Below are 26,619 nucleotides of genomic sequence, written 5' to 3'. Positions count from 1 at the left end.
CCGCTTCGTTCGCCGGGGCCGGGTCCGCGCCCGGCTTGTCAGTCCCACGGTCCACAATGGTCCGCGTCAGATACCGTTCACGCTTCAGCAAGGAGCCAGGCAGCGATGGCCCGCCGCAGCACGAAGACCCCGCCGCCCGACGACTTCGAGGAGAAGATCCTCGACATCGACGTCGTCGACGAGATGCAGGGCTCCTTCCTCGAGTACGCGTACTCGGTCATCTACTCCCGCGCCCTGCCGGACGCCCGGGACGGCCTCAAGCCGGTGCACCGCCGCATCGTCTACCAGATGAACGAGATGGGTCTGCGCCCCGAGCGCGGCTACGTCAAGTGCGCCCGTGTCGTCGGCGAGGTCATGGGCAAGCTGCACCCGCACGGCGACGCGTCGATCTACGACGCCCTGGTGCGTATGGCGCAGCCCTTCTCCATGCGTCTGCCGCTGGTCGACGGCCACGGCAACTTCGGCTCGCTCGGCAACGACGACCCGCCGGCCGCCATGCGGTACACCGAGTGCCGGATGGCCGAGGCCACGGGGCTGATGACGGAGTCGATCGAAGAGGACACCGTCGACTTCCAGCCCAACTACGACGGCCAGGAGCGCGAACCGGTCACCCTTCCCGCCGCCTTCCCGAACCTGCTGGTCAACGGCTCGTCCGGAATCGCGGTCGGCATGGCGACGAACATGCCGCCGCACAACCTGCGCGAGGTCATCTCCGCCGCCCGGCACCTGATCAGGCACCCGAACGCCGACCTCGACGCGCTGATGAAGCACGTCCCCGGCCCCGACCTGCCCACGGGCGGCCGGATCGTCGGCCTCTCCGGCATCCGCGACGCGTACGAGACGGGCCGCGGCACGTTCAAGATGCGCGCGACGGTGACGGTGGAGGACGTCACCGCGCGCCGCAAGGGCCTGATCGTCACGGAGCTGCCCTTCACGGTCGGCCCCGAGAAGGTGATCGCCAAGATCAAGGACCTGGTCGGCTCGAAGAAGCTCCAGGGCATCGCCGACGTCAAGGACCTCACCGACCGCGCGCACGGACTGCGCCTGGTCATCGAGATCAAGAACGGCTTCGTGCCGGAGGCGGTACTGGAGCAGCTGTACAAGCTGACGCCGATGGAGGAGTCCTTCGGCATCAACAACGTCGCCCTGGTCGACGGCCAGCCGCTGACGCTGGGCCTGAAGGAGCTGCTGGAGGTCTATCTCGACCACCGCTTCGAGGTCGTCCGGCGCCGCTCGGAGTTCCGCCGGACCAAGAAGCGCGACCGGCTGCACCTGGTGGAGGGCCTGCTGACGGCACTCGTCGACATCGACGAGGTCATCCAGCTGATCCGCTCCAGCGAGAACTCCGCGCAGGCCAAGCAGCGCCTGATGGAGCGCTTCTCGCTGAGCGAGATCCAGACCCAGTACATCCTCGACACGCCGCTGCGCCGGCTGACCAAGTTCGACCGCATCGAGCTGGAGGCGGAGAAGGACCGGCTGAACGCCGAGATCGAGGAGCTGACCCGGATCCTGGATTCGGACGCCGAACTGCGCAAGCTGGTCTCCAACGAACTGGCGGCGGTCGCCAAGAAGTTCGGCACCGACCGGCGAACGGTCCTGCTGGAGTCCGCGGGCTCCCCGGCGGCCACGGTGTCGCTGCAGGTCGCCGACGACCCGTGCCGGGTGCTGCTGTCCTCCACCGGGCTGCTGGCCCGCACCGCGACCGCCGATCCCTTCGAGGACGGCGACGGCCGGCGCAGCAAGCACGACGTGATCGTCTCGGCGGTGCCGGCGACGGCGCGCGGCGAGGTCGGTGTGGTCACCTCCGGGGGCCGTCTGCTGCGGCTCAACGTGGTCGACCTGCCGCAGCTGCCGGACACGGCGGCCGCGCCGAACCTCTCGGGCGGGGCCCCGGTGGCGGAGTTCATCTCGCTGGAGGGCGACGAGGAGGTGGTCTGCCTGACCACGCTCGACGAGTCCTCCCCCGGTCTGGCGCTCGGCACCGAGCAGGGCGTGGTGAAGCGGGTGGTGCCCGACTACCCGGCCAACAAGGACGAGCTGGAGGTCATCACCCTCAAGGAGGGCGACCGGATCGTCGGCGCGATCGAGCTGCGCACGGGTGAGGAGGACCTCGTCTTCATCACGGACGACGCCCAGCTGCTGCGCTTCCAGGCGTCCGTGGTCCGTCCGCAGGGCCGGCCGGCGGGCGGCATGGCGGGCATCAAGCTCACCGACGGCGCCAAGGTCATCTCGTTCACCGCGGTGGACCCGGCGGCCGACGCGATCGTCTTCACGGTCGCGGGCTCGCGCGGCACGCTGGACGACTCCGTGCAGACGACGGCCAAGCTGACCCCGTTCGACCAGTATCCGCGCAAGGGCCGGGCCACCGGTGGCGTGCGCTGCCAGCGGTTCCTCAAGGGCGAGGACTGCCTGTCACTCGCCTGGGCCGGCCCGGCGCCGGCCAAGGCGGCGCAGAAGAACGGCACGCCGGCCGAGCTGCCCGAGCCCGACCCGCGCCGCGACGGCTCGGGCGTGTCCCTGCCGAAGACGGTGGCGGCGGTGGCGGGACCGGTCTAGACCGACGTTTCGTCAGCCTCGACCGCCGGCTCGTCGACGGTCCCGGGATCGCCCCCGGGACCGCCCTCGGGATCGCGGACGTAGCGAAGGACGCCCCACATGCCGTGCTCGTCGGCGTGTGGGGCGCCGTTCTTGCACACGTCGAGCTGCCCGGCGAGGGCGTCCGCGTCGATGCCGGCGCCGATGAGGACGAGCTGGGTGAGCCGGGCGTCCGCCGCGGCCCACGGCTCCGGGTAGAAGCGCAGGAACCGCCCGACGGCGTGCACGGCATACCGGTTGTGCCGGTCGTACGGCCCGAAGTCGACGTATCCCTTGATCCGGTACAGCCCCTCGGGACGGCTGTCGAGGAACTCCATCAGCCGCCGGGGCTCCATGGGCACGTCGGAGGTGAAGGAGAGGCTGTCGTACCCGGTGTGCAGATGCCCGGCGTGATCGCCGGCCCCGTCGTCGTCATGCCGGTGCAGGTCGTCGAAGGACAGCTGCCCGACGCGCTCCTCGCTGGGCCGGCAGTCGAAGAGGAACTCCGGGTCGATGCGACCGTAGGTGGCGGGTACGACAGCGGCCCCGTCGGTGAGGGAGCGGACCAGCCCGAGGACGCGCTCGCCGTCGGCGGCCCGGTCGAGCTTGTTCACGACGACGAGGTCGGCGAGGGCGAGATGCCGGTCGATCTCGGGGTGCCGGGCGCGGGTGTCGTCGAACTCCGCCGCGTCCACGACCTCGACGAGACCGCCGTAGACGACTCGGGGGTTCTCGCTGGCCAGCAGCATGCGGACGAGCTCCTGCGGTTCGGCGAGTCCGCTGGCCTCGATGACGACGACGTCGATGCCGAGGGACGGCTGGACGAGCCGGTCAAGATATTGATCAAGATCACCGGCGTCGACGGCACAGCACAGACACCCGTTGCCGAGGGAGACGGTGGAGTCACCGAGCGCGCCGGCCACCGCCATGGAGTCGATCTCGATGGCGCCGAAGTCGTTGACGATCGCGCCGATACGGCTGCCGCCGCTGCGGTGCAGCAGATGGTTGAGGAGGGTGGTCTTGCCGGAGCCGAGGAATCCGGCGAGCACGACGACCGGGATCTGCTGCGGACTCGGGCTGTGCCCCACGTACGACCTCTCTCACGCCTGTGCGTACACCGGCTCGTGGGACGGCGCACGTCTGAGGATTGAATGCCGCCCCAGGATACGAGCCGTAAGAATCACGGCGAAGTGAACGATTGTTAGCAGCACTTGCGGGGCAGACGTTGGGAAGGCGCCGGATTGTGCGACCCTCGCTTCCCTCCGTGCGCCTCCTCTCCGCCTCCCCGCCGATCAGAGCCGCTCGGCACCCTGGAGGCGGCAAGCGCCGCCCATCGCTCGCCGGTCCCCATCAGTCGACCCACACCGACGACCGGCGGACGGTCGCCTGATTCGGGGGTTGACATGGCCACACGGAAATTCACGGCAGGGAGGTTCGGCTCCGCCGCCGGCCTGCTGCTCACCGCGCTCGGCATGACGCTGGCCGCGTGGCAGCGACGACTGGAGGCGGAACGGTCGGAGACGGAACGCTCGGAGACGGAACGGCTCCACGTGCAACGGCTCGAACTCGAGGAAGTCGCCTCGCTGCGCCAGGCCCTCGCCCATCAGCAGCGCATGCACTGGGAGCTGCTGACCAAGGCGATCGACGATCCCTCACTGGCCCCGGTGATCGACACCTACGACAAGGACATCCCGGCGGAGAAGCGCCGCCAGTTCCTGTACGCCAACGCCTGGTACGCCTACCTGTACCACAGCCATCGGGCCGGGCTCCTGGACCGGGAGGAGTTGTACCGGCACGTGCGGGAGCTGCTGCAGAGCCAGGCCTTCCGCGACTACTGGGAAGCCTCGCGGCACATGCGCGCCACGCTGAACGAGTCGTCGGAGGAAGCGCAGATCGGCCTCATGATCGACGGCCTGGTCCAGGAGCTCGACGACGCCGACACGGACGAGTGGTGGGTGGTCGGCAACCCGCCGACCGGCTGACACGTCGGAGTGACTTTTGCCCGTCCGACCACACAGAGCACGACAACACCACTAGCGTGATCCCCACCACTCTGCCCCGACTTTGTGCTCTGTAAGGACCGGTACCTTTGAAGATCGTGCGCCGCATCGGTGTGCCGCCCCGCGCCCGAGGCAGTAACTCAGGAGCCACCTGCCCGGACGTGTTCGAGCTGAGCGACGGCAACTTCGCCGTCATCGGCACCGAGGCCACCGAGGCGCTGGACCCCGAGCTCCCGGCGGACGCCGCGCGTGCGGACTACGAACGCATCGTCGTCGTGAGCCGGGAGACGCTGATCCGCGCCAAGGCGGACATCCCCGACGCCTGACGTCTCCCCCGAGGCGGCACGTCCACCCTTGACGCGCGTCCTCCCCGCATCCGGCCGCACGCCAACCGCACCCGAGCCGGACGAGTCACCCGGCGAGCAGCCCGGTACCCCCGCTCCTGCTCGACGCCCCACCGATGAGGCCTGGCGCCCAGAACGGCACCAGGCCGCACGCTTGTTCAGACCCCCGACGGCTGCTTGTTCAGACGTCCGCCGCTCGCTTGGTCAGGCGCCCCCGGGAACGGCAACCGGCGCCTGCGGACCCACATACCGCGCCACCGGGCGGATGATCTTCGGGTCCTCCGCCTGTTCCAGGATGTTGGCGCTCCAGCCCACCACCCGTGCCGCGGCGAAGGTGGGGGTGAACATCTCACGGGGCAGACCGCACCGCTCCATGACGACGCCCGCGTAGAACTCGACGTTCGTGTGCAGTTCGCGTCCGGGCTTCAGTTCGGCGAGGATCGCCTCGACCCGGCGTTCCACCTCGACGGCGAAGTCCACCCGCGGGCCGCCGAACCGCTGGGCGATCTCGCGGAGCATCCGGGAGCGGGGGTCCTCGGTGCGGTAGATCGCGTGACCGAAGCCCATGATCCGCTCACCGGCGAGGACACGTTCGCGGATCCAGCCGTCGATGCGGTCGGGGCTGCCGATCGCGTCCAGGGTGTCCAGCGCCCGGCTGGGCGCGCCGCCGTGCAGCGGTCCGGACAGCGCCCCCACCGCGCCGACCAGACACGCGGCCACGTCCGCCCCGGTCGACGCGATGACACGTCCGGTGAACGTTGACGCATTGAAGCCGTGATCAATGGTTGAGATCAAGTACTGCTCGATCGCCCGGGCCCGCTCCGCGTCGGGTTCGGAACCGGTCACCATGTACAGGTAGTTCGCGGCGTACGACAGGTCCTCCCGTGGCTCCACCGGCTCCAGCCCACGGCCCAGCCGGTGCAGCGCGGCCAGCAGCGTCGGCACGGCCGCGGTGGCCACGAGGGTGTCGTCCCGGCGCCGGGTGGTGTCGATGTCGTAGACCGGGCGGAAGCCCTTGGCCGCGCCGAGCAGCGACAGCGCCGTGCGCATCCCGGCGAGCGGCCCGGAGGCGGAACCCGCCGCCGCGATGGCCGGGAGCACCGCGCCGACCTCGTCGGGCAGCCGGCGCAGCGATGCCGTCCGCGCGGCGAAGGCGGCGCCACGCTCGGAGTCCGGCAGTTCACCGTGGACGAGCAGGTGCCAGACGTCCTCGAAGGAGCGGGTCCGGGCGAGTTCCACGGCCGAGTACTGGCGGTAGTGGTAGAAGCCCTCACGGCCACGGACGTCACCGATCTCGGTGTCGGTCACGACGACTCCGGCCAGCCCTCGCGGCGCCTCGATCAGCGGGGAGGCGGGCCTCATGGCAGAAGCATTGACGGACATGTTTCCCTCCTTGGCATTGATTCGACTGTCTATGCTTGACTCAACTACTGTCAATATTGATTGAATCAATATTCCGAGAGGGCGGCTACGGTGACCTCCATGCGTGACCATGAACCCCACCCCGGCCACCCGGGACGGCGACTGACCACCAAGGAGGCCGCCGAACTGCTGGGCGTGAAGCCCGAGACCGTGTACGCGTACGTGAGTCGCGGTCAGCTCAGCAGCCGCCGCGTGCCCGGCGGGCGGGGCAGCAGCTTCGACGCCGCGGAGGTCGAGGCGCTCGCCCGCCGCAACAGGCGGGAGGGCGCGGGCGGTTCGGGATCCGGCGGCGAGCTGTCCGTCCGCACCCGGATCACCCTGATCGAGAAGGACAGCTACTACTTCCGCGGCGTCGACGCGACCGAACTGGCCGCCCGGTACTCCTACGAGGAGATCGCCGAGTGGCTGTGGACCGGCCGGCTGCGCCTGGGTGTCACGTTCACCGCCCCCAAGGCCTCCGTGACGGCGGCCCGCCACGCCGTGCGCTCCCTGCCCCAACACGCCGGCCCGGCCGACCGGTTGCGAGTCGCCGCGATCGCCGCCGCGGCCGAGGACCCGCTGCGCTTCGACCTCTCCGAGGAGGCCGTGCTCGGCACCGCGCGCATCCTCATCCCCACGCTCGTCGCCGCCCTCGCCCCCGCGCACCGCTCCCCCCTGGAGACCGGGCCGCTGGCCCACCGCGTGTGGGCCGCGCTCACCGGCCGGGAACCCGACGAGGCCTCCCTGCGGGCCCTGGACGCCGCGCTCTGTCTCCTCGTCGACCACGACCTGGCCGCCTCCACTCTGGCCGTCCGCGTCGCCGCCTCGGCCCGCGCGCACGCCTACGCGGCCGTCTCCGCGGGCCTCGGCGTCATCGAGGGGCCGCTGCACGGCGCGGCCAGCGGGCTCGCCCACCGCCTGCTGCAAGAAGTGCTCGACGAGGGCAACGCCGGCCCGGTGATCGCGGAGGAACTGCGCGCGGGACGCCGTATCCCCGGGCTGGGCCACCGGCTCTACCCCGGCGAGGACCCACGCGCGCGTGCCCTGTTCGCCCTGCTGGAGCAGGTCCCGCAGGCCGAGCCCGCCCTGGCAGCCGCCCGCGACATCGTGACCACCACCGCCCGCCACGCCCCGCTGCACGCCAACGTCGACCTGGCCCTGGCCGCGTTCACCGTCGCGCACGGGATGCCGCCCACGGCAGGCGAGACGATCTTCGCGGTGGCCCGTACCGCCGGCTGGATCGCGCACGCCCTGGAGGAGTACGCGGAACGACCGCTGCGGATGCGCCCGAGCGGGCAGTACGTGGGGCCGAAACCGCCGCAGCCGTTGCCGGAGTGAGCCCGGGGGTACTCGTCCGGGCCAGGACACGGAAGCGGCCGGAAGTCACGCCATGCGAAGTCAGGTTAGGCTCACCTCTGTGAGTACGTGCGCGACCGTCTCGCGGGCCCTCGACGAGCCCGTTTCCGGAACCGCGGCCACGGCGACGACCTGGCTGCTCCTGGAGCAGCCCGGCCCATGGGGCGCCAAGGCGCTCGTATCCAGCCACCTGGATCCGGCACTGGGCCGCGCGCTGGAAGCCGCCGCCGAGGGCACCGGCGTCCGCATCGCGCTGATCCGCCGCCCGGGCCGCCACGCCGACTTCGGCACTCCGGACGTACGGCAGGTGTACGCCGCCCACACGGTCCCCGGGAACGTGTGGCTGCACGGCGCCGCACTCACCGACCCCCACCGCCTGCTCGATCTCGATCTCACCGCGCTCGGCCGGGGCGACCACACCGGCTTCGACACCGTTCTCGACGGAGGCCCGCACACCGGCGGACCGCTGGCCCTGGTGTGCACCAATGGCAAGCGCGACCGGTGCTGCGCACTGCTCGGCCGGCCCCTCGCTTCCGAGCTCACGGCGTCCGGCGTTCCGGGCGTGTGGGAGGTCACCCATCTGGGTGGACATCGCTTCTCACCGACAGTGCTCGTACTGCCCTACGGCTACGCCTACGGCCGGGCGCAGGCGCACGCCGTCAAGGAGGTGCTGCACGGCGTCCAGGAAGGCCGGATCGTCATCGACGGCTGCCGGGGCGCGTCCGCCTGGGAGCGCCCGGGCCAGGCGGCCGAGCTGGCCGTGCGCAGCGTCGCGGGCGAGTACGCCGCGCAGGCGCTGCGCGTCGTACGGACGGATGGCGCGGCACCGCGCTGGGAGGTGCTCGTCGCCCACGTCGACGGCCGCCGCTGGCGGGTCACCGTCGACCAGGGTGAGGCGCTGCCGCCGCGTCCGGAGAGCTGCGGAGCCGCGGTGCTGGGCACTCCCGCACGGATGGACGTCGTGGCCGTCGAGGAACTGCCCGCGGCGGCCCGCTGACGGCCCCCACCTCGACGAGTCGGCTAGATCCGTCGCCCATGTTGATCACGCGGACTGTCGTCCTTGATCCGTCCAGGCATGTCCTCCGATCAAGACCCGGTCAAGCACGGGTCAAGAGATCCAGGCCACACCCCCTACGGCTCAGCCGTCCCCGGCACGTACCGTCATGGGTATGAGCCCCACTCCCCCCGCACGCCGTCTGCGCCTCGGTCTGCCGCGGCGGGTGTTCTCGCAGGTGCTGCTGATGCAGGTGGCGATCGCCGCGGGCGTCGCGGTGCTGGCGACCGGGCTGTTCCTCGCACCGCTCAGCCACCAGCTGGACGACCAGGCGATGCGCCGCGCCCTCGCCATCGCGCAGACCACCGCGCAGCAGCCGCAGATCGCGAAGGACCTGCAGACCACTGCGCCCAGCGTCCACGGACCGGTGCAGACGGAGGCGGAGCGCATCCGCAAGGCCACACGGGCCGAGTACATCGTGATCATGAACGAGTACGGCACCCGCTGGTCGCACACCGACCCGAGGCAGATCGGCCGTCATGTCTCGACCGACCCCCGCGACGCGCTGGCCGGCCAGGAGGTCATGGAGATCGACAACGGCACCCTCGGCCGCTCAGCCCGCGGCAAGGTGCCCTTGCGCGACGCGAGCGGGCACATCATCGGGGCGGTGTCCGTCGGCATCGCGTACGACAGTGTGCGGGCGCGGTTGATCAGCGCGATCCCGGGGCTGCTCGCGTACGCCGGCGGGGCGCTGGCCGTGGGCGCGCTGGCCGCCTGGCTGATCTCGCGGCGCGTCCAGCGGCAGACGCGGGACCTCGCGTTCTCGGACATCTCGGCGCTGCTCGCCGAGCGTGAGGCGATGCTGCACGGCATCCGGGAGGGCGTCGTCGCCCTGGACCGCAGCGGTCGCGTCCGGCTGCTCAACGACGAGGCGCAGCGCCTGCTGGGCGTCGGGGAGGAGGCGGTGGGGCGTTCCCCCGACGAGGCGCTCGGGGAAGGGCGTACGGCCGACGTGCTGGCCGGGCGGGTCACCGGCACCGATCTGCTCACGGTGCGCGGGCACCGGGTGCTGGTGGCGAACCGGATGCCCACGGACGACGGTGGCGCGGTGGCCACCCTGCGCGACCGCACCGAGCTGGAGCAGCTGGGCCGCGAACTGGACTCCACGCGCGGTCTGATCGACGCGCTGCGCGCCCAGGACCACGAGCACGCCAACCGCATGCACACCCTGCTCGGCCTGCTCGAGCTGGAGATGTACGACGACGCCGTCGAGTTCGTCGGGGAGGTCGTCGGCGACCACCGGGCGACCGCGGAGCAGGTCACGGAGAAGATCCAGGACCCGCTGCTCGCCGCCTTGCTGGTGGGGAAGGCGACCGTGGCGGCCGAACGCGGCGTCGCCCTGTGGATCTCGGACCGCACCCGGCTGCCGGACCGCCTGGTGGACCCGCGCGGGCTGGTGACGATCGTGGGGAACCTGGTCGACAACGCGCTCGACGCCGTCGCGGGCACGCCGCACGCGCGCGTGGAGGTCGAGTTGCGCGCCGAGGACCGTACCGCGGTGCTGCGCGTGCGGGACACCGGGCCCGGCGTCCCGGAGGAGCAGCGGGAGCTGGTGTTCACGGAGGGGTGGTCCACCAAGAAGCCGCCGGCGCACGGCAAGCGCGGGATCGGCCTGTCCCTGGTGCGGCGGCTCGCGCAACGGCAGGGCGGCAGCGCGACGGTGGCCGAGGCGGAGGGCGGTGGCGCGCAGTTCACGATCGTGCTGCCGGAGGCACTGGCCGAGCCCGACCTGGAACTGCAGCCCGCCCTGGCCGCTCCGGCGGACACGGCCGTCGAGGAGGACGCGCGATGATCGAGGTCCTGGTCGTGGACGACGACGCCCGGGTCGTCCAGGTCAACGCCGCCTATGTGACGAAGGTGCCCGGCTTCCACGTCGCCGGCGAGGCGCACAACGCGGCGGAGGCGCTGCGGCAGGTGGAGGAGCTGCCCCGCCTGGACCTCGTCCTCATGGACCACTACCTGCCCGACGAGACGGGTCTGGAGGTCGTCTCGGAGATGCGGCGGCGCGGCCATCAGACGGACGTGATCATGGTGACGGCGGCACGGGACATCGCGACGGTGCAGGCGGCGATGCGGCAGGGCGCGCTGCAGTACCTGGTCAAGCCGTTCGCCTTCGCGGGCCTGCGCGCCAAGCTGGAGGCGTACGCGGAGCTGCGCCGCAGGCTGGACGGCGGCGGCGAGGCGGAACAGGCGGACGTGGACCGGATCTTCGGCGCTCTGTCCGCGTCGTCGGAGCCGGGGCTGCCCAAGGGGCACTCCCCCACCACCGCGGCACTGGTCCGGCAGGCGCTGATGAACGCCGACGGGCCGCTGTCGGCCCAGGAGATCGCCGAGCGGACGGGACTGAGCCGGCAGACCGCGCAGCGCTATCTGAAGCTGCTGGAGCGCACCGGGCGCGCGCGGCTGACGCTGAAGTACGGCGACGCGGGCCGCCCGGAACACCGTTACGTGTGGGCGACCCGCGCCTGAGGCACGGCCGTGGGGGCGGTGGAAGGAGCCGTGCCCGCACAGGAGTACGGGCACGGCCCCCGGCCTTCTCGATCCCCGGTAGTGGTGCTCCCGGTCGTCAGCCGGCCGCCTTCTCGACGAACTCGGTCGTGTAGGTCTTGGCGAGGTCGACCTTGGCGTTCTTGATGGTGGGGTTGAACGCCTTGAGAACCTTCTCGACGGTCTGGGGGCCGTTCGCCGGCATCACGCCGTCCTTGGTGAACATCGGCAGCGTGCTCTTGATGGCAGCGGCGTACAGGACCTTGTTGCCCTTCGAGTAGTCGGCGGGCATCTTGTCGGCGATCTCGGAGGCGCTGTGGGTGGACATCCACTTGAGCGTCTTGACGAATGCATTGGCCAACTTCTGGACGGTGTCCTTGTGGCTGTTCACCCAGTCCGTCTGCATGTACAGACTGGACGACGGGTACGGACCGCCGAGCGCCGCCTGCGAGCCCTCGGGCGTGCGCATGTCGAGCAGCACCTTCCCGGCGTTCTTGTCCAGGATGGTCGTGACCGTGGGGTCGGTCGTCATGCCGCCGTCGATCGCGCCCTGCTGGAGGGCGGAGATGAAAGTCGGTCCGGCGCCGACGGCGACGGGGGTGAAGTCGCTGACCTTCACGCCGTTGCTGACCGCCAGGTACTTGGTGAGGAAGTCGGTGGAGGAGCCGAGGCCGGTGACGCCGAGCTTCTTGCCCTTGAAGTCCTTGGGTGAGGTGATGTCCTTCTCGGCCTTGGTGGAGACGACCTCCACCTCGCCGGGCGCGTGCGAGAACTGCACGACGGACTCGACGGCCTTGCCCTTCACCTGGAGGTCCAGCGTGTGGTCGTAGAAGCCGACGGCGCCCTGGACCTGACCGGAGACGAGCGCGGTCTCGGCCTGCACGCCGGCCGGCTCGCTCAGCAGCTCCACGTCCAGGCCCTCGGCGTCGAAGTAGCCGAGGCGCTGGGTGAGCATCGCCGGCAGGTAGATGACCTTGTCCAGGCCGCCGACCATGATCTTGACCTTCACGCCCTTGCCGTCACCCTTGCTGCCCGCGTCGGCGGAGGTGTCGGCGGCGTCGTTGGCGCAGGCGGTGAGCGAGGTGAGCGCGAGCAGGCCGGCGGTGGCCAGGGAGGCGTATCTGGCGGTCTGGCGAGGGTTCTTGCGCATGAGGGTTCACGTCCTTGGAAGAGGGCCGGGCGGCGGAGGAAACAGGCGGCAGGGCGCGGGAGAGGGCACAGGAGGGCCGGCGTCAGCTGTCGGAGCGCGACGGCTTCCAGCGGAAGATGCGCCGCTCGGCGAAGGTCAGCAGCCCCTCGGCGAGGAGGGCGACGACGGCCAGGATCACCATGGCCGCGTACACACCGGCGGCGTTGAAGGTTCCCTGCGACTGCGCGACGAGCAGGCCGATGCCCTTGGTCGCGCCGATGTACTCGCCGACGATGGCGCCGATGAGGGCGAAGCCGAAGCTGACATGGAGGCTGGTGAAGATCCAGGACGTCGCCGACGGGATGACCACCTGAAGGGTCACCCTCCGGTTGCTCGCACCGAGGATCCGGGCGTTGGCCACGAGATTGCGGTCGACCTCACGGGCGCCCTGGAAGGCGTTGAAGAACACCGGGAAGAAGACCAGGACGACGGCGGAGGCCACCTTCGAGACCGGACCCAGGCCGAACCAGATGACGAAGATCGGGGCCAGGACGATCCTCGGTATCGAGTTGAGCACCTTGATGTATGGACCAAGGACATCGGCGAGGAAGGCGATCCGCCCGAGGGCGATACCGAGCACCACACCAGCGATGACACCGACGACCCACCCGATGAGCGCCTCGTAGAGCGTGTACCAGATCTGCTCGCCGAGGGAGCCGAGCGCCGTCCCGTGCAGGACCCAGGTGGAGATCTGGTCCCAGATCTGCGAGGGCATCGAGAAGTTGAACGGATCGATGACCTTGGCGCGGGAGAGCGCCTCCCACAGACCGAGCACGGCGACCAGCAGCAGGGCACGGACGGACGTGACGACGACTTTGCGTCTGCGGGCGGCACGCGCGCGTGAGTGCGCGCGGTCCGGGGTCTTGGCCGTGTCGACGACCGGCGTGCTGAGCACCTCAGGCGACATGAGCGGCACCCCTCTCGCGGGTGATGCGCACCTCTTCGCCGAGGCACTCCCAGATCTCCCGGTAGATCTCCAGGAAGCGCGGCTCCAGCCGCACCTGCTCGACCTTGCGGGGCCGCGGCAGGTCGATGTCGAAGACCTGCTTGACGGTGGCGGGACCGGCCGTCATCACGACGACCCGGTCGGCCAGGGCGATGGACTCCTCCAGGTCGTGGGTGACGAAGACGACGGAGGCGCGTGTGCCCTCCCACAGCTCCAGCAGCTCGTCGGACATCAGGGCCCGGGTCTGCACGTCGAGCGCGGAGAAGGGCTCGTCCATGAGCAGGATCTCGGGATCGTTGACGAAGGTCGCGGCAAGGGCGACCCGCTTGCGCTGGCCTCCGGAGAGCTGGTGCGGATAGCGGTCCTCGAAGGCCGCGAGCCCGACCCGGGCCAGCCAGGCGCGGGCCTTCTCCTTCGCCTCGGCCTTCGGTACGCCACGGAAGCGGGGGCCCGCCATGACGTTGGACAGCACTGTGCGCCACGGGAAGGTGGCGTCCTGCTGGAAGACGAAGCCGACCTTGTCGCCGACGCCGCGCACCGGCTCACCGGCGACCAGGACCTCGCCCTCGCTGGGCTCCTCCAGGCCGCTGACCAGCGTCAACGTCGTCGACTTACCGCAGCCCGTGGGGCCCACGACGGCCACGAACTCGCCTTGCCGGACGGTCAGGTCGAGGTCCCTGACGGCCGTGTGCAGACCACCGGACGGCGTCCGGAAGGTTTTGCCTGCGCCCCGCAGTTCGATGGCGGGGCTGGTGTCTGTGCTCATGGGCCGGGACCGTAGATGTGGCCGGGGCCACAGCAGCAGTCTTGTGAGCACATGCGCTTCTTTTGCTTGCAACAGACTGTTGTGCTCGTTTTGCTCGCGCTACAACAACGGAGCCGAAACACGGGCGTAACGCCCGCCTGGCCTTGACAGAAAGAGGCCCGATGATTGACGTCCTGGTGGTGGACGACGACTTCCGTGTCGCCGAGATCAACGCCAAGTACGTGGGAAAGGTTCCCGGCTTTCGGGTGGCCGCCCGCGCACACAGCGCTGCCCAGGCCCTGGCCGCCGTCGAGCGCGGCGGGATCGACCTGGTGCTGCTCGACCACTACCTGCCCGACCAGACGGGCCTGCAACTCGTCCACCGGATGCGCCAGCAGGGGCACGGCACCGACGTCATCATGATCACGGCGGCCGGCGACGTCACGACCGTGCAGACCGCCATGCGTCTCGGCGCGCTGCACTACCTGGTGAAACCGTTCACCTTCGCCGCCCTGCGCACCCGCCTGGACTCCTACGCCGCCCTGCGCCGCACCGTCGACCGGGTCGGCGGCCGGGGCGTCGCCGGCCAGGAGCAGGTCGACCGCATCTTCGGCGCCCTGCGGACGGCTCCGGTGCCGTCGTCGCCGGGGCTGCCGAGCGGTCACTCGGAGCCCACCACGGACCTGATCTGCTCGGTGCTGCACCGCTCCGACCAGCCGCTGTCGGCCCACGAGGTCGCCGTCCGCACGGGCCTGAGCCGCTCGACCGCCCAGCGCTACCTTCGCCACCTCGAACAGGCCGGCCGCCTACGGTTGTCCCTGAAGTACGGCGACACGGGCCGCCCGGAGCACCGGTACGCGTGGGTGGCGCCCTAGCGGCAGGCCGCGGTCTCGTCGTTCCCCCGGATCTGCCCCGTCAGGCCGGGGGAGCCGACCCACGTCGTACTCGCGGATCTCCCCTCCTCCTCGCGCGCCAACCGCGCCGCCTATGCCTGCCCGCCCGGATTCCACTCCGGGGCGAGGAGCCCGAGCAGCACCTGGTCGAGGAATTCGCCCATCACCCAGGCCGAGGAGCGCAGCACGCCCTCGCGGACGAAGCCGTTGCGCTCGGCGGAGCGCACCATCGCGGCGTTGTCCGCCAGCGTCTCGATCTGCAACCTCTGCAGACCACGTACGACGAAGCCGTAGTGGCACAGCACCGCGACGACGTCGGTGCCGTAGCCCTTGCCGCGGGCGGACGGCAGCAGCCCCAGCCCGATGTGCGCGGAACGGCTGTGGTTGTCGATGCCCCACAGCGTCGCCATACCGGCGAGCGTGCCGCCGTCCAGCTCCACGACGGAGAAGCGGACATTCGACTCGTCCTTGTCGTCCGAGACGAGCCGCGAGTCCTCCGCGCCGGGCGTCGTGGGCCGCCACGGTCGTCCTTCCGCACGCGCCGAGGTGAGCACGTCGTCGAGGAGCTCGGCGCGCAGGACCGGGATGTCTTCCTCGTGCCGGGCCCTGAGCCCGACCTTGCTGCCCCTAAGCATGCGGTCTTCCTATAGGACTGAGCCGGCCCCGGGCAAACGAATAGACACACCGGCGTGCGCCGGAGGAGCAGTTCCTATGCGGCTCCCGCACCGGTCAGCGAACGCACCTCGGTCTCCGCGTGCTTGGCCTCGTCCGGGACTTCCGTGGAGGTGACGGTGCCGAGCCAGCCGGCGAGGAAGCCCAGCGGGATCGAGACCAGGCCGGGGTTCTCCAGCGGAAAGAACTGGAAGTCGGCGCCCGGGAAGAGGGAGTTCGGGCCGCCGGAGACCACCGGGGACAGGACGACGAGCAGCAGGGCCGGGACGAGGCCGCCGTACACGGCCCACACCGCGCCGCGCGTCGTGAAGCCGCGCCAGAACAGCGAGTAGAGCAGTACCGGCAGGTTCGCGGACGCGGCCACGGCGAAGGCCAGCCCGACCAGGAACGCCACGTTGAGGTCGCGGGCGAGCAGCCCGAGGGCGATCGCGACCACGCCGATACCGACCGCGGCGGCCCGGGCGACGGCGACCTCACTGCGCTGCTTGCCCGTACGGCGGCGCAGGGACGCGTACAGGTCGTGCGCGACGGAGGCGGACGAGGCCAGTGTGATGCCGGCGACCACCGCGAGGATCGTCGCGAAGGCGACGGCGGTGACGACCGCGAACAGCACCGTGCCTCCCGTGGAGTCCAGACCGCCGCCCAGGTCGAGCGCCAGCAGCGGGACCGCCGTGTTTCCGGCCGCGTTGGACTGCCGTACCGCGTGCGGCCCCACGATCGCGGCGGCGCCGAAGCCGAGGACGATGGTCATCAGGTAGAAACCGCCGATGAGTCCGATCGACCAGACCACCGAGCGCCGGGCGGCCCGGGCCGTGGGCACGGTGTAGAAGCGGGACAGGATGTGCGGCAGCCCGGCCGTGCCCAGCACCAGCGCCAGGCCCAGGCTGATGAAGTCCAACCGGGCGGTCCAGTTCGCGCCGTAGCGCAGCCCGGGGGCCAGGAACGCGTCTCCGTGCCCACTGCGGTCGGCCGCCGTGAGCAGCAGCCGGTCGAAGTCGCCGTGGAAACGGACGAGGACGAGCACGGTCAGCGCGACCGTGCCGCCGAGCAGCATGACCGCCTTGACGATCTGGATCCATGTGGTGGCCCGCATCCCTCCCAACGACACGTAGATCACCATCAGTGCGCCCACGCCGATGACGGTCCAGGACTGAGCCGCACCGCTCGTACGCCCCAGGAGCAGGGCGACCAGACTGCCCGCGCCCACCATCTGCGCCACCAGATACAGAACGGACACGGTGACCGAGGAAGTTCCCGCCGCGATCCGCACGGGCCGCTCCCGCATGCGGGCCGCGACCACGTCGGCGAGGGTGAACCGTCCGCAGTTGCGCACCAGTTCGGCGACCAGGAAGAGCACCACCAGCCACGCCACGAGGAACCCGACCGAGTACAGCAGGCCGTCGTACCCGTACAGCGCGATGAGTCCGGAGATGCCGAGGAAGGAAGCGGCCGACATGTAGTCGCCCGCGATGGCAAAACCATTTTCCATCGGGGAGAAGAGCCGCCCCCCGGCGTAGAACTCCTCGGCCGAACCGTGCCGGTTGCGGCTCACCCACGTCGTGATCGCCAGCGTGACGGCGACGAACACGCTGAACAGCACCAACGCCAGCGTCTGGTGGTTTCCGGTCATACGGCACCGCCTCGGGCGCCGCGGGTCATCTCCTGGGTGTCCCAGCGCAGTTCCAGCGCGGCCCGGTCCCGGCGCAGCCGGGCGTGACGCGCATAGGCCCAGGTGAGCAGGAACGTGCTGAGGAACTGACCGAGCCCGGCGACCATCGCCACGTTCACCGCACCCACCACCGGTCGCGCCATGAAGGTGGGCGCGGCCGTCGCCGCCACGACGTATCCGACATACCAGAGGAGGAAGCCGGCGACCGCCGGCACCACGAACCTCCGGTACCGGCTGCGGACCTCCTGGAAGGCCGCGCTGCGCTGCACTTCGAGGTAGACGTCGGCCGCGGCCACCTGCGACCGCTCCTCACGCGCGGCCGGAACGGCGGCGGCCGTCGCCGTGCCGTCGACCGACTCGCCCCACCCCGAGGCGAGCGCGTCGTACCAGGGGTCGTCGTGCCGGGCACCCTCGGGAGCGCCGACGGCAAAGGGAGCGGGGCGTTGCTCGGGCGCGGCGGTACCGTCTGGACCGCCCCCGCGTGGACGACCGTTGCTTGACTGCATGCCCAAGGATGGACAGAACGGGAAGATCCCTGACTCTTCTTCCCCTTGCTGTTCACCCCATCAGGTGACTTCCCCCGCCGGTGGCCGTGCCAGCCCCTTCGCATACGCGTAGCGCACGGCCTGCGCCCGGTCCTTGAGCCCGGTCTTGGCGAAGAGGTTGTTGATGTGGGTCTTCACCGTCGCGGTGGACACGTGCAGTCTCTGGGCGATCTCCTGGTTGCTGAGGCCCTCCGCGATGAGCAGCAGCACCTCCGTCTCCCGCACGGTAAGCCCGTCCGGTGGCGCCTCGGCGGGCGTCTGCTGCCGGGGTTCGGGCTCCGACAGCCGCTCGAGCAGGCGCCGTTGGATACTCGGGGACAGCCCGGCGTCGCCGGACAGCACACTGTGCACGGCCCGGACGATCTCGTCCCCGCCCGCGTCCTTGGTCAGATAGCCGCGTGCACCCGCCCGCAGCGCCGGGAACAGGGAGTCGTCGTCGGCGTAGGTCGTCAGGACCACGACCTGGGTGCGCGGATGCTCGGCGCGGATCCGCCGGGTGGCCTCCACCCCGTCACAGCGGGGCATGCGCAGGTCCATCAGCACCACGTCGGGGTCCAGTTCCGCGACGAGTTTCACCGCCTCGTCCCCGTCTCCCGCCGCGCCGACGACCTCGACACCGGGCAGCAGCCCAAGCAGCATCACGATGCCCTCCCGGACGACGGTCTGGTCATCGGCGACCACGACTCGGGCCGACACCGTGCCCTCCCCCTCGGTCATACCGGCACCTTCAACGTCACCACGAACCCTTCCTCGCCCGGCCCGGCGTCGAGCGATCCGCCCAGCAGCTCGGCCCGCTCGCGCATCCCCAGCAGACCGTACCCGCCGCCCGACCCGGTCAGCTCCCCCGGTCTGCCCCCCGAGTCCCGTACCCGCAGGGTTACTTCATGCTCGGAGTAGTCCAGCCGCATCTCGACCTTGGCCCCGGGCGCGTGCTTGCGGACGTTCGTCAGGGCCTCCTGGGCGACCCTGCGCACCGCCTGCGAAGCCTCCGCCGGCAGCGCCCGGCTGTCACCCGAGACAGTGACCTCCACGCCGTCGGTCTGCCTGACCAGCTCTCTGAGGAAGTCCTCCACGGGGGTCAGTTCTCCGCGCAGAGCCGAGAGCGCCTGCCGGGTCTCGGCCAGGCCCTCCCTAGCCATCCCCCGGGCCGCCACGACCCGTTCGAGGATCTGCTCGCGGTCCGCGCCGCGTTCGACGAGCAGCCGGGCCGCCTCCAGATGCACGAGCTGGGCGGAGAGGCTGTGGGCGAGCACGTCGTGGATCTCCCGGGCGATCCTTGCCCGCTCCGCCAGAGCCGCCGACTCCGCCTCGGCCGCCCGGGCGGCTCGCTCCTGCGCCAGCAGCCGCTGGGCGTTGCCGCGGGCCTCGGCGTCCAGCCGCAGGGTGTACCCGCCGAGAGCCAGGCCGGCCGTCGTGACGACCGTGGTCAGCCAGGCGTCGTTGTTGACGGTGGCGTACGCCTGGAAGGACAGCCAGGTGACGGGCAGAGCCGCCGCGAGTGGCAGCCGCTCCAGGGCGGCGACACCGCAGCCGCACCAAATGACCAGGGCAGGCACCTTGAAATCCGTGGCCTGCGCGCCGACCGCGAGAGCCACGAGCAGCAGGCACAGGACGACGGACGGGACGAGCCGGTGGGCGAGCGTGGTCCGGTAGAACGCCCAGCCGGCGGCCGTGGCCGCGAAGACGACCCCTGCGGCGGCGGCGATGCCCCAGCCGTGGACATGGCCGCCGGTGAAGGAGCTGAACAGCAGCGCCCCGATCGCGACGAGCCTGACCGCCCAGGCGAGCAGGCGCCGGGCCCGGGAGATGCCCTCACTGCCCAGGGCTTCCCGGGAGGGCCAGCGCGTCCAGGCGTTCTCCGTCACACGCGTTCCTTCCGTGCCTGGCGGATGATGTCGTCACCGTACGCCGCAGCAGGCTCGGCCAGCGGGGGCAGGGACTGGGCTCGCACGACCAGGATCGCGGAGCGGACGAGCAGGGTGCACGCGAGGCCGAGCAGGAGAGCGGAGCTGTTCTGGTGTATGCCCACCAGCAGGCCGAGGCCGATGAGCCCCAGGCGCAGGGCGACGCCGGCGGCCCAGGCCGCCCCGCTGGCCTTGGTGCTCTTGCTCCACACGGTGCCGTCGGTCTCCACCCACATGCGGGTCGTCCAGGCCCAGCCGGCGCCGGTCGCGACGGCTATGAGGAGTTCGGCGGCGAGCAGCACAGCGGATCCGGCGCGGTGATGGGCGTCCAGCAGACCCGGCGAGCGCAGCGCCATGACCGCGAGGATGACCGGCACCAGCCACCAGCGGCGGTCGGCGCCGACGCGGCGGGCACGGAACTGGCGCACGATCACCAGCACGGCGACGGCGACCATCACCAGCACATTGACGAGCCCGGACATGCAAGCCTCCGTGAGCGGAACGAGGGCCGGCAGCGGAGTGCCGCCGACGCCTACGAAGCTACGGAAAAGCCCAGGTCGGGCGGATCGGAGCGGGGGTGGAAAAGCGGGTGGAACCGCAGCCGGTGCTTCCTCCACCCACGGGTGGAGAGCCGACGTCCGCTCATGCGGAGGCGGTGGCCGCCGGGAGGACGCCCGGCTCGCTCGGGCAGGGCCGGGGAACGCTTGGTGTGGCGCGCGGCGGCTCTTGCCCTGCACGCCCCGCCCCGTCCGCACGGGTTCTGCCAGGACGTAAGCCCTGCCAGGCAGGTAGGCCCTGGCGGGACGTACGGGCTGGCAAGCCCGGCGCTGAGAACCGCCGGGACCTGGCAGGGCGGGACGGAGAACCGCCGGGGCCCCGGCAGGGCGGGGCTGAAAGCCACCGAGACCCCCCGGCAGGGCGGGGCTGAAACCGGCGGGGCCCCCGGCCGGACGCGGCTCACACGTCCGACCAGGGGCTCCGGGCGGTGCAGGCCCAGCCCGGCGGCTAGGCGTCGATGCGGGAGCGGTCCAGCGTCGCCGCCGAGCTGGAGATGAACTCCTTGCGGGGCGCCACGTCGTTGCCCATGAGCAGGTCGAACACCTGCTCCGCCGCCTCGAGGTCGGTGAGGTTGATCCGGCGCAGCGTGCGGCGGCGCGGGTCCATCGTCGTCTCGGCCAGCTGGTCGGCGTCCATCTCACCGAGGCCCTTGTAACGCTGGATGGAGTCCTTGTAGCGGATGCCCTTGCTCTGGAACTCCATCAGCTTGTCCCGCAGCTCGCGGTCGGAGTACGTGTACACATACTTGTCCTGGCCCTTCTTCGGCTGGACCAGCTCGATGCGGTGCAGCGGCGGCACCGCGGCGAACACCCGGCCCGCCTCGACCATGGGCCGCATGTAGCGGTGGAACAGGGTCAGCAGCAGTGTGCGGATGTGGGAGCCGTCGACGTCGGCGTCGGTCATCATGATGATCTTGCCGTAGCGGGCCGCGTCGATGTCGAAGGTCCGCCCGGAGCCGGCTCCTATGACCTGGATGATCGCGCCGCACTCGGCGTTCTTCAGCATGTCGGTCACGGAGGACTTCTGGACGTTGAGGATCTTGCCGCGGATCGGCAACAGCGCCTGGAACTCGGAGTTACGGGCGAGCTTGGCCGTGCCGAGCGCGGAGTCGCCCTCGACGATGAACAGCTCGCTGCGCTCGACGTCGTCGCTGCGGCAGTCGGCCAGCTTGGCGGGCAGCGAGGAGGACTCCAGGGCCGTCTTGCGACGCTGGGCGTCCTTGTGCTGACGCGCGGCGATACGCGTGCGTGCCGCGGCGACCGCCTTCTCCATGACCACCCGGGCCTGGGCGGCGGCGTCACGCTTCGTGGAGGTCAGGAACGTCTTGAGTTCCTTGGTGATCACGTTGTTCACGATGCGGCGGGCCGCCGAGGTGCCGAGGACCTCCTTGGTCTGGCCCTCGAACTGCGGCTCGGCCAGCCGCACGGTGACGACGGCGGTGAGGCCCTCCAGGGCGTCGTCCTTGACGATGTCGTCCTCGGCGACGCGCAGCAGCTTCTTGGCGCGCAGGACCTCGTTCATGGTCTTGGCGACGGCCTGCTCGAAGCCGGCGACGTGGGTGCCGCCCTTGGGCGTGGCGATGATGTTGACGAAGGACTTCACCGTCGTGTCGTAGCCGGTGCCCCAGCGCATCGCCACGTCCACGCCGAGCTCGCGGGTGACCTCGGTGGGGGTCATCTGCCCGTGCTCGTCCAGGACCGGGACGGTCTCCTTGAACGTGCCCTGGCCGACGAAGCGGAGCACGTCACAGACGGGCTTGTCGCTCGCCAGGTACTCGCAGAACTCGCTGATGCCGCCGTCGAAGCGGAACGACTCCTCGCCCTTGCTGCCGCCCTCGCCCAGGCCGTACTCGTCGCGGACGACGATGGTCAGGCCCGGCACCAGGAAGGCGGTCTGGCGGGCGCGCTGGTGCAGCGTGTCGAGGGAGAGCTTGGCGTCCTTGAGGAAGATCTGGCGGTCGGCCCAGTAGCGCACGCGCGTGCCGGTACGGGTCCTGGGGACCTTCTTGGCCTTGCGCATGCCGCCCTTGGCCTCGAACTTTGCGTCCGGGCCCTCGCCGGCGAAGGCGCCGGGGACACCGCGGCGGAAGCTGATCGCGTGCGTGTGGCCGGCACGGTCGACCTCGACGTCGAGCCGCGCGGACAGGGCGTTCACCACGGAGGCGCCCACGCCGTGCAGACCGCCGGACGCCGCGTAGGAGCCACCGCCGAACTTGCCGCCGGCGTGCAGCTTGGTCATGACGACCTCGACGCCGGACAGGCCCGTCCTCGGCTCGACGTCCACGGGGATGCCGCGGCCGTTGTCGCGCACCTCCACGGAGCCGTCGTCGTGGAGGATCACCTCGATGTGGTCGCAGACACCCGCGAGGGCCTCGTCCACGGCGTTGTCGATGATCTCCCACAGGCAGTGCATCAGGCCACGGCTGTCGGTGGACCCGATGTACATACCCGGACGCTTGCGCACGGCCTCGAGCCCCTCGAGGACGAGCAGGTGCCGCGCGGTGTAGTTGGATCCGTCCCGCTCTGCTCCTGCCAGCAGCGCTGTGGACGACACGGACGTCTCGGCGGTCACGCGGTTCGCTCCTCGCTGAATTTCAGATGGGGCCCTTATGGGTAAGGGGCCGGCTTCGGTCACCGGTGAGAGGGTACCGAGGCCTGGTAGAGCCGTTGTAACGCCACCCTCGTGCTCGGGTCAGCCTAGTGCAGGGTCGCATACCTGTTCGATCCCTCGATGGGGTGAAGTGCACATCACGTTCCCTGGGAGGCATGAACCGTTTAGGCTCCGGGCACGTCCTCATGAACAAACCGGCAATCCAGCCGGGAGGGCGGAACCATGACCGACAGAGCGAAACCGTAGGACACGACAGACACGCAATACGGCACATTCGCCGCCAACCCGGCAGCAGCCAGCCGCCTCGGAGATTTTTTTCGAGGAAAAGCCGCGAGCGGGAACGTTTTGGGGCTGGTTGGATGTTGACCCTGGTACGACAGCTCGTCGAGCTAGAGAAGAGGCGACGTGACTACTGTTCTGACTTCCGCGAGCCCGCTGACGGCCGCTGATCGCTGCGACCGCTGCGGCGCCCAGGCATACCTGCGCGTCGTCCTGCTGAGTGGCGGAGAACTGCTCTTCTGCGCCCACCACGGTCGCAAGTTCGAGCCGGAACTCAAGAAGATCGCCGCTGAGATACAGGACGAGACGGAGCGACTGACCTCCGTTCCGGAATCCGCCTCCGAAGAAGAGCGCTGACCCAGCGCGACCACGACGAGCGAGCTCCGGCACAGGCCGGCGGCACGGGCGGTCGTCCCCCCAAGGGGCGACCGCCCGTCCTCGTCGCGGTACAGCAAAGCGGGGAGGGGCCCCGCAGGACCCCTCAGCCGAGTCAAAGGTTGTGAGGCGCAGTACAGAGCCCCTCAGGGCCGTCCGGGCCCTCCATGGCCGTCAGCCGCGGCCGGCCGCCGGGTCGAGCGTCCGCACCACGTCGGACACTCGCGTGTAGACGCCTGGGCTCCCCGCCCGTCCACAGCCGCTCCCCCACGACACCAGGCCGATCAGCCGCCCCTGGGCGACCAGCGGGCCGCCGCTGTCGCCCTGGCAGGCGTCCCTGCCGCCGGATTGCTCGCCGGCACACACCATGCTCTCGGCGTTGTACGTTCCGTCGCCGCTGCCCGGATAGGCCTGCTCACAGAGCGCGTCGGACAGGACACGCACGGGTGCGGCCCGCAGACTGGCGGCGTAGTCTCCCGCCCCCGTGACGTCACCCCAGCCGTAGACCATCGCGCGCGTGCCGGGCGCGTACGCGGGGTCGCCGTCGGCGGCCATGGTGATGACGGCGCTGTCGGGCAGCGGCCGGGAAAGGGTGAGGATCGCGAAGTCACCGGCGTTGCTGCCGGCGTCGTAGGACGGGTTCACCCAGGTCTCGCGGACCGGGATCTCGCTGCCCTCGTCCGACAACAGATGTGTGCGCCCGGCGATGACCTTGAAGTCCCGCAGCCGCTCCGGCGGCCCGCCCAGGACGTCCTCGCCGAGGCAGTGGGCGGCGGTGAGCACGGCGGTGCGGCCGATCGCCACTCCGCCGCAGAACTGCCCGGCCCGCGTACCCCCGAACCGGTCACGGCTGGACAACGCGACCGTCCAGGGGCTCTGCGCGACATCGACGGGGAAGCCCCCGACCACCACACTGTCGGCGGACGCGGGGGCGGCGGACATCAGCGGTATGGCCCCTGCGGCGGCCGCCAGGACCAGCGGCCGGATCAACGCGCGGGCAATGGAACGACGCATGCACACTCCTCACTCGGGGTTCACCATGGAACACCCAGAGTGATCCAGCTACCGGCGCCCCGCACCCGCTGGACCACGGAGAAGGCCCGGCTCCCTCGCGGGAGACCGGGCCTTCTGCGCGTCGTACGTCCGCGACCTAGTCGAGGTAGTCGCGCAGCACCTGGGAACGGGACGGGTGGCGCAGCTTCGACATCGTCTTGGACTCGATCTGACGGATGCGCTCACGCGTCACGCCGTACACCTTGCCGATCTCGTCGAGGGTCTTCGGCTGACCGTCGGTGAGACCGAAACGCATGGAGACGACGCCCGCCTCGCGCTCGGACAGGGTGTCGAGGACAGAGTGCAGCTGCTCCTGCAGGAGCGTGAAGCTGACGGCGTCGGCGGGGACGACGGCCTCGGAGTCCTCGATGAGGTCACCGAACTCGCTGTCACCGTCCTCACCCAGCGGGGTGTGCAGGGAGATGGGCTCGCGGCCGTACTTCTGGACCTCGATGACCTTCTCCGGGGTCATGTCGAGCTCCTTGGCCAGCTCCTCCGGGGTGGGCTCGCGGCCCAGGTCCTGGAGCATCTGGCGCTGCACGCGCGCGAGCTTGTTGATGACCTCGACCATGTGCACCGGGATACGGATGGTGCGGGCCTGGTCGGCCATCGCGCGGGTGATCGCCTGACGGATCCACCAGGTGGCGTACGTGGAGAACTTGTAGCCCTTGGTGTAGTCGAACTTCTCGACCGCGCGGATCAGACCGAGGTTGCCCTCCTGGATCAGGTCCAGGAAGAGCATGCCGCGGCCGGTGTAGCGCTTGGCCAGGGAGACCACCAGACGGAGGTTGGCCTCCAGCAGGTGGTTCTTGGCGCGGCGGCCGTCCTCGGCGATGATCTCCAGCTCGCGCTTGAGCTTCGGGGCGAGCTTGTCGGAGTTGGCCAGCTTGTCCTCGGCGAACAGACCCGCCTCGATGCGCTTGGCGAGCTCGACCTCCTGCTCGGCGTTGAGCAGGGGGACCTTGCCGATCTGCTTGAGGTAGTCCTTGACCGGGTCGGCGGTGGCGCCGGCCGCGGCGACCTGCTGCGCGGGCGCGTCGTCCTCGTCCTCGTCGGAGAGGACGAAACCGGCACTCTCGGTGCCCTCGGGCTCGCCGTCGCCGACCTTGGCGTCCTCGAGGACCTCTTCCTCGATCAGCTCGGCGTCGTCCTTCTTGGCAGCCGTCTTCTTGGCCGCCGTCTTCTTGGCGGGGGCAGCCTTCTTCGCCGCCGCCTTCTTGGCGGGGGCGGCCTTCTTCGCCGCGGCCTTCTTCTCGGTCTCGGCTTCCTCGGCGGGATCGGCTGCGGGGTCGGCCGACGCCGCCGGGGCAGCCGCGGTCGTGGCGGTGGCCTTGCGAGTGGTCACCGTCTTCGCCGCGACCGTCCTGCTGGCGGTGCGCTTGGCCGGGCTCTTCGCTGCGACGCTCTTGCGGGTGCGCTTGGGCTCTGCGGCACTGACCATCAGCGTCACACCCTCTTCCTCGAGGATCTGGTTGAGGCTGCGCAGTACGTTCTTCCACTGAGTGGCCGGGATCTGGTCAGCTTCGAAGGCCCGACGCACATCGTCGCCGGCGATCTGCCCCTCAGCCTTTCCCCGCTCGATGAGCGCCATGACAGAGACGGACTCGGCAATCTCCGGCGGGAGCGTACGGGATGTGCTGGCCGACACGAACAACCTCTCGGAACGTTGGAAAACGGCTTCCGGCCCCGTCCACTGCGGACAGGAGCCGACCACCGGCTTGGGGATGGGCCGACGGCGCGGGCGGGCGCCGGGAAGATGCACAGCGCCTTGAACGGCGTCCGTATTCCCTCCGCGGCTGTCACCTCTTAGGTCATCGCGTTGTTTCCTTGAGCGTTACGCCCAATCTTCGTGGCCCGAGTCACACCCCGTAAGCGCTCAAAAGCGGTCAGACACGGGCACACATGGTCACCTGTACCCGTGAACGAGGCGCCGAATCCCCGTTCGACACGGGTTCATGAGCCCCC

General features: G+C 70.5%; 23 protein-coding genes. 9 read left to right on the top strand and 14 right to left on the bottom strand.

All coding sequences use genetic code 11. The features are described from left to right. Positions 1-105 precede the first annotated feature (105 nt). On the top strand, positions 106-2,556 hold the full coding sequence (locus ACZ67Q_RS33550) for a DNA gyrase/topoisomerase IV subunit A (RefSeq protein WP_471189899.1): 2,451 nt from the start codon (positions 106-108) through the stop codon (positions 2,554-2,556). Here the strand turns inward: ACZ67Q_RS33550 and ACZ67Q_RS33545 are convergent. Next, complete coding sequence (locus tag ACZ67Q_RS33545) at positions 2,553-3,662, bottom strand: CobW family GTP-binding protein (RefSeq protein WP_471189897.1); 1,110 nt, start codon at positions 3,660-3,662, stop codon at positions 2,553-2,555. The two genes, ACZ67Q_RS33550 and ACZ67Q_RS33545, sit on opposite strands and share 4 nt — an antisense overlap. A 315-nt stretch (positions 3,663-3,977) precedes the next feature. Between ACZ67Q_RS33545 and ACZ67Q_RS33540 the strand changes: the two genes are divergently transcribed. Both ACZ67Q_RS33540 and ACZ67Q_RS33535 read left to right on the top strand, forming a co-directional pair. Continuing rightward, positions 3,978-4,556, top strand: coding sequence for a DUF6082 family protein (locus ACZ67Q_RS33540; protein WP_471189895.1), 579 nt, complete (start codon positions 3,978-3,980; stop codon positions 4,554-4,556). A 107-nt stretch (positions 4,557-4,663) separates the two neighbouring features. Further along, positions 4,664-4,900 carry a hypothetical protein gene (locus tag ACZ67Q_RS33535; RefSeq protein ID WP_471189893.1) on the top strand — a complete coding sequence of 79 codons (237 nt, stop codon included), beginning with the start codon at positions 4,664-4,666 and terminating at the stop codon, positions 4,898-4,900. A gap of 222 nt (positions 4,901-5,122) precedes the next feature. Here ACZ67Q_RS33535 and ACZ67Q_RS33530 read toward each other — a convergent pair whose 3' ends face one another. Then, a complete protein-coding gene (locus tag ACZ67Q_RS33530; protein ID WP_471189892.1) occupies positions 5,123-6,301 on the bottom strand; it encodes a citrate synthase/methylcitrate synthase in 1,179 nt (392 codons plus the stop codon). Between the two features lie 99 nt (positions 6,302-6,400). Between ACZ67Q_RS33530 and ACZ67Q_RS33525 the strand changes: the two genes are divergently transcribed. The 4 genes from ACZ67Q_RS33525 (at position 6,401) to ACZ67Q_RS33510 (ending at position 11,198) form a co-directional block, all read left to right on the top strand. Then, entirely contained in the window at positions 6,401-7,657 is a 1,257-nt protein-coding gene (locus ACZ67Q_RS33525) for a citrate synthase (protein WP_471189890.1), read from the top strand. A gap of 79 nt (positions 7,658-7,736) precedes the next feature. After that, positions 7,737-8,672: a sucrase ferredoxin gene (locus tag ACZ67Q_RS33520; RefSeq protein WP_471189889.1), complete on the top strand. Its 936-nt coding sequence runs from the start codon at positions 7,737-7,739 to the stop codon at positions 8,670-8,672. Between the two features lie 172 nt (positions 8,673-8,844). Beyond that, a complete protein-coding gene (locus ACZ67Q_RS33515; RefSeq protein ID WP_471189887.1) occupies positions 8,845-10,521 on the top strand; it encodes an ATP-binding protein in 1,677 nt (558 codons plus the stop codon). Further along, positions 10,518-11,198: a response regulator gene (locus ACZ67Q_RS33510; RefSeq protein WP_471189885.1), complete on the top strand. Its 681-nt coding sequence runs from the start codon at positions 10,518-10,520 to the stop codon at positions 11,196-11,198. The genes ACZ67Q_RS33515 and ACZ67Q_RS33510 overlap by 4 nt, the downstream gene beginning before the upstream one ends. Positions 11,199-11,295: 97 nt before the next feature. Here the strand turns inward: ACZ67Q_RS33510 and ACZ67Q_RS33505 are convergent, their stop codons facing one another. The 3 genes from ACZ67Q_RS33505 to ACZ67Q_RS33495 form a co-directional block, all read right to left on the bottom strand. Further along, positions 11,296-12,366: an ABC transporter substrate-binding protein gene (locus ACZ67Q_RS33505; protein ID WP_471189883.1), complete on the bottom strand. Its 1,071-nt coding sequence runs from the start codon at positions 12,364-12,366 to the stop codon at positions 11,296-11,298. Between the two features lie 82 nt (positions 12,367-12,448). Beyond that, the gene (locus ACZ67Q_RS33500) at positions 12,449-13,312 is read right to left on the bottom strand and encodes an ABC transporter permease (RefSeq protein WP_471189881.1); all 864 of its coding nucleotides are present in this window, start codon (positions 13,310-13,312) and stop codon (positions 12,449-12,451) included. Next, on the bottom strand, positions 13,302-14,117 hold the full coding sequence (locus ACZ67Q_RS33495) for an ABC transporter ATP-binding protein (RefSeq protein ID WP_471189878.1): 816 nt from the start codon (positions 14,115-14,117) through the stop codon (positions 13,302-13,304). The genes ACZ67Q_RS33500 and ACZ67Q_RS33495 overlap by 11 nt, the downstream gene beginning before the upstream one ends. Positions 14,118-14,278: 161 nt before the next feature. Between ACZ67Q_RS33495 and ACZ67Q_RS33490 the strand changes: the two genes are divergently transcribed. After that, positions 14,279-14,971, top strand: a complete 693-nt coding sequence (locus ACZ67Q_RS33490; protein WP_469807193.1) for a response regulator — start codon at positions 14,279-14,281, stop codon at positions 14,969-14,971. A 110-nt stretch (positions 14,972-15,081) separates the two neighbouring features. On the opposite strand, the gene ACZ67Q_RS33485 is transcribed toward ACZ67Q_RS33490, so the two are convergent. The 7 genes from ACZ67Q_RS33485 to ACZ67Q_RS33455 form a co-directional block, all read right to left on the bottom strand. Then, the gene (locus ACZ67Q_RS33485) at positions 15,082-15,624 is read right to left on the bottom strand and encodes a GNAT family N-acetyltransferase (RefSeq protein WP_471189876.1); all 543 of its coding nucleotides are present in this window, start codon (positions 15,622-15,624) and stop codon (positions 15,082-15,084) included. A 74-nt stretch (positions 15,625-15,698) separates the two neighbouring features. Further along, positions 15,699-17,291, bottom strand: coding sequence for a solute symporter family protein (locus ACZ67Q_RS33480; protein WP_471189874.1), 1,593 nt, complete (start codon positions 17,289-17,291; stop codon positions 15,699-15,701). Next, positions 17,288-17,836: a DUF485 domain-containing protein gene (locus ACZ67Q_RS33475; RefSeq protein ID WP_471189872.1), complete on the bottom strand. Its 549-nt coding sequence runs from the start codon at positions 17,834-17,836 to the stop codon at positions 17,288-17,290. Before ACZ67Q_RS33475 ends, ACZ67Q_RS33480 begins: the two co-directional genes overlap by 4 nt. A 60-nt stretch (positions 17,837-17,896) precedes the next feature. Beyond that, positions 17,897-18,592, bottom strand: coding sequence for a response regulator transcription factor (locus ACZ67Q_RS33470; protein WP_471189870.1), 696 nt, complete (start codon positions 18,590-18,592; stop codon positions 17,897-17,899). After that, entirely contained in the window at positions 18,589-19,740 is a 1,152-nt protein-coding gene (locus tag ACZ67Q_RS33465; RefSeq protein WP_471189867.1) for a sensor histidine kinase, read from the bottom strand. The genes ACZ67Q_RS33470 and ACZ67Q_RS33465 overlap by 4 nt, the downstream gene beginning before the upstream one ends. Beyond that, on the bottom strand, positions 19,737-20,261 hold the full coding sequence (locus ACZ67Q_RS33460; protein ID WP_471189865.1) for a DUF1453 domain-containing protein: 525 nt from the start codon (positions 20,259-20,261) through the stop codon (positions 19,737-19,739). The genes ACZ67Q_RS33465 and ACZ67Q_RS33460 overlap by 4 nt, the downstream gene beginning before the upstream one ends. A gap of 523 nt (positions 20,262-20,784) precedes the next feature. Further along, positions 20,785-22,908 (bottom strand): DNA gyrase/topoisomerase IV subunit B, encoded by a 2,124-nt coding sequence (locus ACZ67Q_RS33455; protein WP_471189863.1) that lies wholly within the window; start codon positions 22,906-22,908, stop codon positions 20,785-20,787. Positions 22,909-23,352: 444 nt separating this feature from the next. Here ACZ67Q_RS33455 and ACZ67Q_RS33450 point away from each other — a divergent pair, with 444 nt between their 5' ends. Beyond that, a complete protein-coding gene (locus tag ACZ67Q_RS33450) occupies positions 23,353-23,583 on the top strand; it encodes a DUF7455 domain-containing protein (protein ID WP_361625046.1) in 231 nt (76 codons plus the stop codon). 192 nt (positions 23,584-23,775) lie between these two features. Here the strand turns inward: ACZ67Q_RS33450 and ACZ67Q_RS33445 are convergent, their stop codons facing one another. After that, the gene (locus ACZ67Q_RS33445) at positions 23,776-24,615 is read right to left on the bottom strand and encodes a S1 family peptidase (RefSeq protein WP_471189861.1); all 840 of its coding nucleotides are present in this window, start codon (positions 24,613-24,615) and stop codon (positions 23,776-23,778) included. A gap of 136 nt (positions 24,616-24,751) precedes the next feature. Continuing rightward, a complete protein-coding gene (locus tag ACZ67Q_RS33440; RefSeq protein WP_471189859.1) occupies positions 24,752-26,302 on the bottom strand; it encodes an RNA polymerase sigma factor in 1,551 nt (516 codons plus the stop codon). Positions 26,303-26,619 lie beyond the last annotated feature (317 nt).

The sequence above is a fragment of the Streptomyces sp. NPDC036813 genome (assembly GCF_055609245.1).
The sequence above is the reverse complement of the archived record's forward strand: the minus strand, read 5'-3'. Positions and strand labels throughout refer to the sequence as shown.

Bases quoted from the DNA above. Each gene is read 5' to 3' on its own strand.
- ACZ67Q_RS33550 (WP_471189899.1), top strand. From the start codon at position 106: ATGGCCCGCCGCAGCACGAAGACCCCGCCGCCCGACGACTTCGAGGAG.
- ACZ67Q_RS33540 (WP_471189895.1), top strand. From the start codon at position 3,978: ATGGCCACACGGAAATTCACGGCAGGGAGGTTCGGCTCCGCCGCCGGC.
- ACZ67Q_RS33530 (WP_471189892.1), bottom strand. From the start codon at position 6,301: ATGTCCGTCAATGCTTCTGCCATGAGGCCCGCCTCCCCGCTGATCGAG.
- ACZ67Q_RS33525 (WP_471189890.1), top strand. From the start codon at position 6,401: ATGCGTGACCATGAACCCCACCCCGGCCACCCGGGACGGCGACTGACC.
- ACZ67Q_RS33515 (WP_471189887.1), top strand. From the start codon at position 8,845: ATGAGCCCCACTCCCCCCGCACGCCGTCTGCGCCTCGGTCTGCCGCGG.
- ACZ67Q_RS33510 (WP_471189885.1), top strand. From the start codon at position 10,518: ATGATCGAGGTCCTGGTCGTGGACGACGACGCCCGGGTCGTCCAGGTC.
- ACZ67Q_RS33505 (WP_471189883.1), bottom strand. From the start codon at position 12,366: ATGCGCAAGAACCCTCGCCAGACCGCCAGATACGCCTCCCTGGCCACC.
- ACZ67Q_RS33500 (WP_471189881.1), bottom strand. From the start codon at position 13,312: ATGTCGCCTGAGGTGCTCAGCACGCCGGTCGTCGACACGGCCAAGACC.
- ACZ67Q_RS33495 (WP_471189878.1), bottom strand. From the start codon at position 14,117: ATGAGCACAGACACCAGCCCCGCCATCGAACTGCGGGGCGCAGGCAAA.
- ACZ67Q_RS33490 (WP_469807193.1), top strand. From the start codon at position 14,279: ATGATTGACGTCCTGGTGGTGGACGACGACTTCCGTGTCGCCGAGATC.
- ACZ67Q_RS33485 (WP_471189876.1), bottom strand. From the start codon at position 15,624: ATGCTTAGGGGCAGCAAGGTCGGGCTCAGGGCCCGGCACGAGGAAGAC.
- ACZ67Q_RS33480 (WP_471189874.1), bottom strand. From the start codon at position 17,291: ATGACCGGAAACCACCAGACGCTGGCGTTGGTGCTGTTCAGCGTGTTC.
- ACZ67Q_RS33475 (WP_471189872.1), bottom strand. From the start codon at position 17,836: ATGCAGTCAAGCAACGGTCGTCCACGCGGGGGCGGTCCAGACGGTACC.
- ACZ67Q_RS33470 (WP_471189870.1), bottom strand. From the start codon at position 18,592: ATGACCGAGGGGGAGGGCACGGTGTCGGCCCGAGTCGTGGTCGCCGAT.
- ACZ67Q_RS33460 (WP_471189865.1), bottom strand. From the start codon at position 20,261: ATGTCCGGGCTCGTCAATGTGCTGGTGATGGTCGCCGTCGCCGTGCTG.
- ACZ67Q_RS33445 (WP_471189861.1), bottom strand. From the start codon at position 24,615: ATGCGTCGTTCCATTGCCCGCGCGTTGATCCGGCCGCTGGTCCTGGCG.